Raw genomic sequence first — 9613 nt, 5'->3', positions numbered from 1 at the left:
GAACCGACGGGCGGGCCGGCCGATCCGGCCGACGGGTCGACCGACGGGGCCGGCGTCCCGGTCCGGGAATCAGCTCGCGGGGCCGGCGTCCCGGTCCGGGGGTCGGCCGGCACGTCACCGTCGGAGGCGGGGCTGACGGCCGGCCGCGTGACCGCCGGGCGGCGGACCAGGTCGAGGAAGCGGCGCGCCTGATGGGCACTGGAGACGATCAGGAACGTCTCGGTGCCGCCCAGCAGTTGGGCGAGTTGCCGGCGTTCGGCCGCCGTGGACGCGATGCCGATGACCAAGGACGGGATCACGGTCATCCGTTCCCACCTTTCCGGCAGGCTGGGGCGCAGCGCCGGCAATTACCGCGACATTTTCGACGCGGCCGATCGGGCCGGCCACCGGGCGTGGAGCGTTGCGGCGCACCTGGTGCGGAGACGGCCTGAAGCGTACTGGAGCTGCGGTTTCGTGAGGCTACGGGGCGAGCTACCGGGGATCATATAGCCGCCCAACGATGATTGGTATAGCAGTTAACGTCGATGTAACTGCGTTCGGCAAGATGACCGGCGAAAATTGCGGCCGACCGGCACGCGTCCGAGAAGGACTCGGGTCGGCGTACGCCGCCGGACCGGTGGATCCGGCCGGAGGCGATGAGAACCCGGGCGTACGCCGGTCTGATCCGCGTGACCACCCTCGTGTTCCGCCTGCCCGGCACGACGCCGACCCGCGCGGACGTCGCGGTCCGCTGTGCCGAGTTGGCGGAGTCGTTACGGGGCCGCGACCGGGGCGTGGTGATCTGCGACGTGTCCGCGGTGACCCGACCCGACCTGGTCACCATCGAGACGCTGGCCCGGCTCCGGCTGACCGCCACGCGGTTCGGGTGGCGGTGGGAGACCCGCGGGGCCGGTGCGACCCTACGCGACCTGGCCGGCCTGCTGGGGCTCGCCGACACCCTCGTCGAGGCGGTCCGGCAGGCCGAAGAGCGGGAACAGGCGGTCGGTGTCGAGGAAGTGGTTGAGCGAGGTGATCCGGCCGCCGGAGAGCCCCACCACGATCAGCGACCAGGGCACGTGCCCTGAGCCGGGGCCGGGCCGGTACTGCCCGAACGCCGGCATGCCGTTGGCCGCCACCGGCACCAGCCGGGACCCCCGGCAGCCGTGACCCGTGCCGGTCATCCACGCCGTGATGTCGTCGGGGCCGCGCAGCCACAACGGCACCGGCGGCATGGACAGCGTCGCGTCCTCGTGCAGCAGCTCGGTGAGCGCGGTGAGGTCGTACGACTCGAACGCGCGCACGTAGCGGGCCAGCAGCGCCTGCTGCTCCTCGTCCAGCGGCCGGCGCACGTCGGTGTCGGCGCCGGTCGACGCGAGCGTGGCCCGCGCCCGTTGCAGCGCGCTGTTGACGCTCGCCACCGACGTGTCGAGCAGGTCCGCGACCTCCTGGGCCGACCAGGCCAGCACCTCGCGCAGGATGAGCACGGCCCGCTGCTTCGGCGGGAGGTGCTGCAACGCGGCGACCAACGCCAGCCGGACCGACTCCCGCCCGGCGATCACGTCGGCCGGGTCGCCGGACTCGGCGAGGACCCGGTCGTCCGGCACCGGGCCGACCCAGATCTGCTCCGGGCGCGGTTCGCCGGGATGGGCGGCGGTGCCGCTGCCGGCGGGACCGAGATCCATCGGCCGGACGCGGCGCTGGGCGCTGGCGGTCATGTTCAGGCAGACGTTCGTGGCGATCCGGTACAGCCAGGTCCGCAACGCGGAGCGCCCCTCGAACCGGTCGAAGTTGCGCCAGGCCCGGACGAAGGTGTCCTGCACCGCGTCCTCGGCCTCGAAGGCCGAGCCCAGCATCCGGTAGCAGTAGCCGGTCAGCTCCGACCGGTACGCCTCGAGTTGCGCCTCGACGGGGACGCTCGCCACCTCGCTCACACGTTCGAAACTAGCCCACTCGCTGCGCGAACGCGAACACGCACGGCGCGAGTTGACATCCGCACGGCCGTCACCGTTGCCCGATCGTCGGTAGGCGCAGGTGGTCGGCGGGCACCCCGCGATGGTGGGCCCACCGGCGGGCGGCGGCGGGGACGTTCGCCATGCTCCGTTACTCCGGCCAGGGCGAGGTTTGGGTGCCTCTGTGGTCGCCAGAGCGACATCAGGTGCACCCACACGGCGTGCTCAGGAAAGGTCAACCGGAGTGGTTGAGTCCACCGCAGGGCCGAGATCTCGCGTCGCGGCAGCGGTCGATCGGGCCGCCGCCACTACGATGCGAGCGTGGCTCAGGTTCGGGGTCCGTACCCGTTGGTCGCCGCCGTCGTGGTGGTGCTGCTGCTCGGCGCGGGCGTGGCCTGGGGTGTCGACGACGCGTTGGGGCTGAGCCACTCCCCCGCCGACGTGCCGCGTGAGACAGCCGTCGCCGCGCCGCCTCGCGCGCCGGCCCCGGTGCCGCCGCTGGCCTCGATCGTGGTGCCGGACCAGCTCCGCACGGTCAAGGCCGCCGCAGCCGTGGCCGACGCGCTCGCCGCGCGGGGACGCCCCCGCCCCACGGTCACCCCGACCGCCGCCACGGCCCCGAACACCAAGGCCACGGGCACGGGCACGGCCCCGAACACCAAGGCCACGGGCACGGGCCCGGTCCCGAACACGACCACGGGCACCGGCGCCGACAGGAACCCCGGCGCGGCCGACCCGAGCCGAATCGGCCGGAGCACGAGCACCGGCCCGGGTGCGACGGGCCGGTCGGCGGTGACCACGCTGCGGGCGGAGCTGCGGGCCGGCGACGCGCCGGAGGCGTACCGGATCGACGCCCGTGCGGCGGAGCTGACCGTCACCGGCGACCTGGCCGGCGTCACGGCCGGGCTCTACCGGCTGGCCGACCGGATCCGCTCCGGCGCCGAGGTGCTGCCGGCGGCGGAGGCCGGCCGGCCGGTGGCCCCCCGGTTGGGGTTGCGGCTGACCGACGCGGGCTCGGTGGGGCGCGAACCGGACCGGGCGGCGTTCGCGGCCGGCGACGACTACCGCCTCAACACCGACATCGTCTCGCCCGCGGTGCTGCCCCGGGCGCCGTGGGTGGACGCCGCGGCGGTGGCCCGCATCGACGCGCAGTTCCGGCAGTTCGTCGACCACGCGGTGGCGCAGGGCTACAACGGCGTCGTGGTGCCCGGCTTCCTGGAGTACGTGACGTTCGCCGGTGTCGGCGACGGGCACGCGGTCTACCCGGCCGGGGACCCGCACGTCGACCGGGCCCGCGCGATGGTGGCGGCGTTCGGGCCGGTCCTCCGGTACGCCGACCGGATGGGCCTGCGCGTCTTCCTGCTCACCGACATGCTCGCGGTGTCGCCGCCGCTCCAGGCGTACCTGGACCGGACCGTGGGCGGGCTGGACACCACCGACCCCCGGCTCTGGGCGGTCTACCGGGCCGGGCTGGCCGAGCTGTTCACGAGCATGCCGTTCGTCGCCGGCCTGATGGTCCGCGTCGGCGAGGGCGGCGAGGTGTACGCGGGCAGCGGCTGGGACTACGGCTCGAAGCTCGCGGTCACCACCGCCGAGGGTGTGCGCACGATGCTGCGGGCGCTGCTCGACACCGCGGCCCCGGCCGGCAAGGAGATCATCTTCCGCACCTGGACGGTGGGCGTGGGCGCGGTCGGCGACCTGCACACCAACCCCGACGCGTACGCCGAGGTGCTGGGCGGGTTCGACGACCCGCACCTGATCGTGTCCACCAAGTACACGCTCGGCGACTTCTACAGCCATCTGCCGTTGAACACCACACTGCGCGTGGGCGCGCACCGGCGGATCGTGGAGTTCCAGGCGCGGCGCGAGTTCGAGGGCTTCGGCGCGCTGCCCAACGACCTCGGTCCGCTGCACCGGGCGGCGCTGCGCGCGTTCTTCGCCGCGAACCCGCACGTCGAGGGCGTGTGGAACTGGACCCAGGACGGCGGGCCGCTGCGCGCCGGGCCGATGTCGCTGTACCTGCGCGCCGGCTTCTGGCAGCTCTACGACCTGAACACGTACGCGGTGGCGCGGCTCGCCTGGGACCCGGACACCGATCCGGCGCAGGTCACGGCGGACTGGGCGTACCGGACGTTCTCCGCCGACCCGGCCACGGTGGCGGCGATCGGGCGGGCCATGGCGCTGTCCCGGGCCGCGGTCACCACCGGCCTCTACATCGGCCCGTACGCGGACACGTCGGTGCGGGCGCTCGGGCTGGAACCGCCGCCGATGATGTGGATCTTCGAGTGGGACATCCCGACCGGTGACTCCGCGGCGCTGGACAGCATCTACGCGGTCACCGGCGACCGGGTCGACGCGGCGGTCGCCGAGGGCGGCGCGGCGGTCGCCACCGCCCGGCGGATGCGGGAGCTGGTGGCCGGCACCGACCCGGCGACGTGGCGGGACGCCGCGCTGCGCGAGCGCTTCGTCGACACGCTCGACTACCAGGTGGATCTGTTCGCGACGCTGGCCGCCTACCGGACCATGGTGCTGCGGCACGCGCAGTGGGTGGACACCGGTTCCGGCACCGCGTACGCGCAGTGGCGGTCGGCCGCCGGCGACTACCGTGAGGCGCGGGACCGGCACCGGCAGCGCTACGGCGGGGACGTCGACCTGCCGGCGTACCGCTTCACGGCGGCCGACCTCGGCGCGCAGCGGGCAGACCGCGACCCGGCGATGGCCTGGGCGGCGCGGGCGCTCCTGGTCCTGGTCGTGGCCGTGGTGGCGCTCGGGCTGCGCGGGCGCGGGCCGGGCGGCGCGGCGGCGCGGGCGCTGCTGCTCGGCGCGTTGCGGCCGTGGCGGGTGGCGGCGCTGCCGGTGCCGGCGGCCCGGCTGGACCGGGTGCTGGTCTGGCTGGTCCCGGCCGGAGTGCTGCTGGCGAGCCGGCTGGTGTTCACCTGGTTCGCCGCGCCCGCGCACCTGCTGGTCACGCTCGGCGGGTGGGCGTTGTTCGCGCTGGTGGCACGCCTGGCGATCGGGCGGCGGGACCCGTTCGGGCTGTGGGCGGTCGTCGGCGGCGTGGCGCTGCTGCGCAGCGTGCTGCTGCTGGCGGTGCTGGCCGGGCGCGGGCCGGGCGGCTACTGGTTCGTGTTCTGGGCCGAGCCGGCCCGCCGGGCGGTCTACCTCACCGTGGCGGTGGCGGCGTTCTGCTGGCTGTTCGTGGCGACCGCGCTGGTGCTGCGCGACCGGTACGGCATGCGCCGCCGGCGGGCCGCCGGGCTGACGCTCACCGCCTCCGGGGTGCCGCTCGCGGTGCTCGCCGGGCTGGTCGCGTGGATCGGCGCGGAGCGGGCGCTGACCGTCTGGAACGACCAGATGGCGTTGCTGCCGTGGGGGCTGTCCCGCATCCTCGGCATCACCGTCTACCTGGGCATCCCGACCGGCCTGCCCGGCTGGGCCGCCGGGGTCGGCGCGGTGCTGGCCGCCGTCGGGCTGCTGCTGGCGGCCGGGCGTCAGGTCAACGGGGACGGCGACTCCGCGCCGCGCAGCAGCAGCCGGGGCGGGCCGGAGCCGTCGGCCGGCACCGACCAGACGTCCGGGCGGCCGTCGTCCTGGCGCAGCGTGTAGGCAAGCGTCCCGCCGTCCAGCCAGGCGGCCTGGTCGTCCACGCTGGCGCGCTCGGCGGTGGCGGTCGCCCGCATGGTCCGCAGGTCGAGCACGGACAACCGCCAACCCCGGGCCGGATCGGCGTCGACCGCCTCCTTGAACGCGAGCCGGGTGCCGTCCGGCGACAGCGACGGGCACTCGACGTTCTCCCGTACCGTCTCGACCGTCCGGGCGGCGGCGTCGCCCCGCACCAGCCACCGCTTCCCGGCCGTGGCCATGGTGGCGTAGAAGACGTTGTCGTCGCCCGCGAACGTGACGCCCCAGAAGTTGACGTCGGCGCTGCGGTAGGGCCGGCCGGCGCGCCGGACCGTGAACTCCTCCAGGGAGGCGACGACGCTGCCGGTGCGGGTGTCGAGGAAGCCGGTACGGGTGGAGAAGCCGCTGCTGGTGTAGGAGTCGCCGCCGACGAAGGTGGTCCAGGAGACCATCCGGCCCGACGCCGAGACCCGCGCCCGGTTGGGCAGTCCCGGCACGTCCAGCCGCCGGACCGGGCGCAGGTCGGCGTCGAGCACCACCACCTGGTACGACCACGGGCTGCTCGGGGCCAGGCAGACGCCGGTGCCGGCCGCCGCGTACGCCCGCAGGCACTCCCGGTCGGACACGGCGCGCGGCCCGGCCGGGTCGGTCAGCGACACGGTGGAGACGTGCCGGTCGGTGACCGCGAGCAGCCGGGGCCCGGGGTGGAGCGTGACCGACCGGTTGACGGCCGACGCCGGCGTCGGGGTGGACCGGGCCGACAGGACCGGGTATCCGGCGGCCAGCGTGCCCAGGGCGACCACCGAGGCGGCCAGCGTGGCGAGCTTCACGCGCGTCGACATCATCGGGGTGACCTCCGCTGGAGGGGGGCGAGCAGGGGCACGGTGACCAGCAGCGCGACGATGACCGCCACGGCGGCGGCGGCGCTCGCCGCGTACGGGCCCCAGAGCTGCCAGGCGAGACCGAACAGGACCGAGGAGAGCAGGTACGCCATCGCCTGGCCGGTCTGCACCAGCGCGATGCCGGTGGTGCGCACCCGGGCCGGCAGGACCGGCCCGGCGAGCGCGATCAGCACCCCGTCGGTGGCCGCGTAGAACACGCCGTGCAGCGTCAGCGTGAGCACGAGCAGCGGCCAGCCGTGCGCCGCGCCGGCGAGCAGCAGGTACGCCAGAGCGAGCGCGAGGTACCCGCCGACCACCACCGGCAGCCGGCCGATCCGGTCGGCCAGCGCGCCGAGCGGTCCGGCCAACAGCAGGTACGCCAGGCTGGTGCCGACCGCGAGCAGCGGAAACCACCGCAGGCCGATGTCCTCGCGGCGTTGCAGCAGCAGGTAGACGAAGCCGTCGCCGATGGTGGCGAGCCCGAGCAGCGCGGCGGCCAGCACCAGCCGGCGGGTCGACCGGTCGCGCAGCAGGCCGGTGGCCTCCCGCACGGTGACCCGCTGCCCGTCGACGGCACCGGTCGGGCCGGCTGGCGCGTGTTCCCGGACGAACAGCACGAGGACGACGACGGCGAGCGCGGCGACGCAGAAGCTGGCGACGAAGACCGCGTCGTAGCGGGGTCCGACGACGAACAGGACCGCGAGCGCGGCCAGCGGGCCGAGGAACGCGCCCACCGCGTCCATGGCGCGGTGCACACCGAACGCCCGGCCGAGCGCCCCGGGCGGCGTGGCCAGCGTGATGAGCGCGTCGCGGGGGGCGGTGCGGACGCCCTTGCCGAGCCGGTCCACCGCGATCACCGCGCCGATCGCCGGCACCGACCGGCCGGCGAGGAGCAGCCCGAGCTTGGCCACCGCGGAGAGCGTGTAGCCGACGCCGGCGACCAGTTTGCGCCGGCGGAACCGGTCGGCCAGGAAACCGCCGACCACCCGCAGCACGGCGGTCGCCCCGGTGTGCACGCCGTCCAGGACACCGAACGCCAGCGGGCTGAGGTTCAGCCCGAGCACCAGGTAGAGCGGTAGGACCGCGGTGACCATCTCGGCGGACACGTCGGTGATCAGGCTGACCGCGCCGAGCGCGAGGACGGTGCCACCGACCCCGGCGAGACGACGGCGCGGCCGACCGGCGGCCGGTGGGCCGGTCCCCGGCCGGGACACGGTCGACAGGTACACGGGTGATCCCCTCGCGGTCGACGGCCTGACGGACAGCCATCGTCCGGGCGGCGTCGGGCCACCACAACGGACGGTCGGTGCCGCCCGGATGTGCGCTCGGCGAACGGCGCGAGAACATCGAGGAGTTTCCCTGTCCGGACGCGGCGTTCATCCGCCCTTCGCCCGCCGGTCCATCGACGTCCCTACATTCCGTGGGCTGTCACAACCCCCACGGAAGGGGCCCCTGGATGGGCATTCGACTCCCCCGACCATCGGTCACGCTGGGCGCGGCTGCCGTGCTGGTCGCCGCCAGCACGGCCGCCGTCCTCACCGGCTCGGGCGCCGCGTCGGCGGCGAGCGTCACGTTCACCCCGGTCGCCGACACGTACGTGCAGAGCGACACCGCCGGCACCAGCTACGGCACCGCCACCCAACTCGTGGTGGACAACTCCCCCGCCCGCCGGATGTTCCTGCGGTTCTCGGTCACCGGCCTCGGCGGCCCGGTGACCGGCGCCAAACTGCGGCTGCACACGATCAGCGGCAACGACGGCAGCGACGCCGGCGGCAGCGTACGGGCGATGTCCGGCACCACCTGGTCGGAGACCGGCACCACCTGGAACAACCAGCCGGCCGTGGACGGCGTCGCGCTGGGCTCGATCGGGTCGGTCGGCCCCGGTAGCTGGTACGAGGTGGACGTCACGGCCGCGGTCACCGGCAACGGCACGGTCAGCCTGGCGGCCACCTCCGCCAGCAGCGACGGCGCCTACTACGACGCCCGGGAGAGCGGCGCCACCGCCCCGCAACTGGTCGTCACCACCGGCACCACCGCGCCGTCGGCCGACCCGGTCCTGGTCGGCGCCGGCGACATCGCCACCTCGGGCTCCGGGGACACCGCCACCGCCGCGCTGCTCGACGGCATCTCCGGAACCGTGTTCACCACCGGCGACAACGTCTACAACAGCGGCACCACGTCGGAGTTCACCAGCTACTACGCGCCCACCTGGGGCCGGCACAAGGCACGTACCCGGCCGTCGCCGGGCAACCACGACTACAACACCTCCGGCGCGAGCGGCTACTACGGCTACTACGGCAGCCAGGCCGGGCCGAGCGGGCGCGGCTACTACTCGTACGACCTGGGCAACTGGCACGTGGTGTCGCTGAACTCCAACGTCGGCATGTCCGCCGGCTCGACGCAGGAGCAGTGGCTGCGGGCGGACCTCGCGGCCAGCACCAAACCGTGCACGCTCGCCTACTGGCACCACCCGCTCTACACGTCCAGCTCCGACCACGCGCCGTCCACCGGCACCCGACCGCTCTACCAGGCGCTCTACGACCACGACGCGGACGTCGTCGTGTGGGGACACAACCACGTCTACGAGCGGTTCGCGCCGATGAACGCCAACGGCGGCTACGACGCCGCGCGGGGACTGCGCAGCTTCGTCGCCGGGATGGGCGGGGCCGACCACTACGGCTTCGGCACCATCCAGCCCAACAGCGAGGCGCGCAACAGCAGCGCGTTCGGGGTCCTGAAGTTCACCCTGCACGCCACCACCTACGACTGGCAGTTCGTGCCGGTGGCGGGGCAGACCTACACCGACAGCGGCACCGGTAGCTGCCACTGAGACGGGGCGACCGCCCCGGCCGGGCCTCCTCGGCCGGGGCGGTGTGCCCGCCCTCCGCGGGGGTACCGAGGGGACAGGAGCACCGGTGAGGAGGACGAGATGACCGACCCCAGGTACGCACCGATCGGGCTGGCCGCCGCCGGGCGGCTGGTCGAGGACGACGGCGGGACCGGCGGTGGTGAGGTCGTCGGCGCGGACGACGCGGCGGCCGACGCCGCCCGGGCCGGCGCCGACGTGGACCTGTCCGGGGCCACCCGGGACAGCGACGGCGCACCGGTCGGCGCCGCCGACGCGGCGGCCGACCGGGAACGCGCCGCCGGCGGGTAAGTGACCCGTCCGCTCCGCCACCGTCC

At 74.7% G+C, this 9613-nt stretch carries 6 protein-coding genes and 1 pseudogene; 3 read left to right on the top strand and 4 right to left on the bottom strand.

Features of this window, described 5'->3' with window-relative positions:
- Together ACIA6B_RS03570 and ACIA6B_RS03565 are read right to left on the bottom strand one after the other, a co-directional pair.
- Positions 1-305, bottom strand: a pseudogene (locus ACIA6B_RS03570) (hypothetical protein); the annotation flags it as partial.
- 594 nt (positions 306-899) lie between these two features.
- Entirely contained in the window at positions 900-1910 is a 1011-nt protein-coding gene (locus tag ACIA6B_RS03565) for a sigma-70 family RNA polymerase sigma factor (RefSeq protein WP_396770578.1), read from the bottom strand.
- Between the two features lie 339 nt (positions 1911-2249).
- Between ACIA6B_RS03565 and ACIA6B_RS03560 the strand changes: the two genes are divergently transcribed.
- On the top strand, positions 2250-5534 hold the full coding sequence (locus tag ACIA6B_RS03560) for a hypothetical protein (RefSeq protein ID WP_396770576.1): 3285 nt from the start codon (positions 2250-2252) through the stop codon (positions 5532-5534).
- Here the strand turns inward: ACIA6B_RS03560 and ACIA6B_RS03555 are convergent.
- Both ACIA6B_RS03555 and ACIA6B_RS03550 read right to left on the bottom strand, forming a co-directional pair.
- On the bottom strand, positions 5420-6394 hold the full coding sequence (locus ACIA6B_RS03555) for a hypothetical protein (protein ID WP_396770574.1): 975 nt from the start codon (positions 6392-6394) through the stop codon (positions 5420-5422). The genes ACIA6B_RS03560 and ACIA6B_RS03555 overlap by 115 nt on opposite strands.
- Complete coding sequence (locus tag ACIA6B_RS03550; protein WP_396770572.1) at positions 6391-7659, bottom strand: MFS transporter; 1269 nt, start codon at positions 7657-7659, stop codon at positions 6391-6393. Before ACIA6B_RS03550 ends, ACIA6B_RS03555 begins: the two co-directional genes overlap by 4 nt.
- Before the next feature lie 227 nt (positions 7660-7886).
- Between ACIA6B_RS03550 and ACIA6B_RS03545 the strand changes: the two genes are divergently transcribed.
- The gene (locus tag ACIA6B_RS03545) at positions 7887-9260 is read left to right on the top strand and encodes a DNRLRE domain-containing protein (protein ID WP_396770570.1); all 1374 of its coding nucleotides are present in this window, start codon (positions 7887-7889) and stop codon (positions 9258-9260) included.
- Positions 9261-9359: 99 nt separating this feature from the next.
- Positions 9360-9587, top strand: coding sequence for a hypothetical protein (locus tag ACIA6B_RS03540; RefSeq protein ID WP_396770568.1), 228 nt, complete (start codon positions 9360-9362; stop codon positions 9585-9587).
- Positions 9588-9613 lie beyond the last annotated feature (26 nt).

This window comes from Micromonospora sp. NPDC051141 (assembly GCF_044455765.1).
Taxonomy (GTDB): domain Bacteria; phylum Actinomycetota; class Actinomycetes; order Mycobacteriales; family Micromonosporaceae; genus Micromonospora.
This window is presented reverse-complemented; position numbering and strand designations above follow the sequence as displayed.

Bases quoted from the DNA above. Each gene is read 5' to 3' on its own strand.
- ACIA6B_RS03555 (WP_396770574.1), bottom strand. From the start codon at position 6,394: ATGATGTCGACGCGCGTGAAGCTCGCCACGCTGGCCGCCTCGGTGGTC.
- ACIA6B_RS03545 (WP_396770570.1), top strand. From the start codon at position 7,887: ATGGGCATTCGACTCCCCCGACCATCGGTCACGCTGGGCGCGGCTGCC.
- ACIA6B_RS03540 (WP_396770568.1), top strand. From the start codon at position 9,360: ATGACCGACCCCAGGTACGCACCGATCGGGCTGGCCGCCGCCGGGCGG.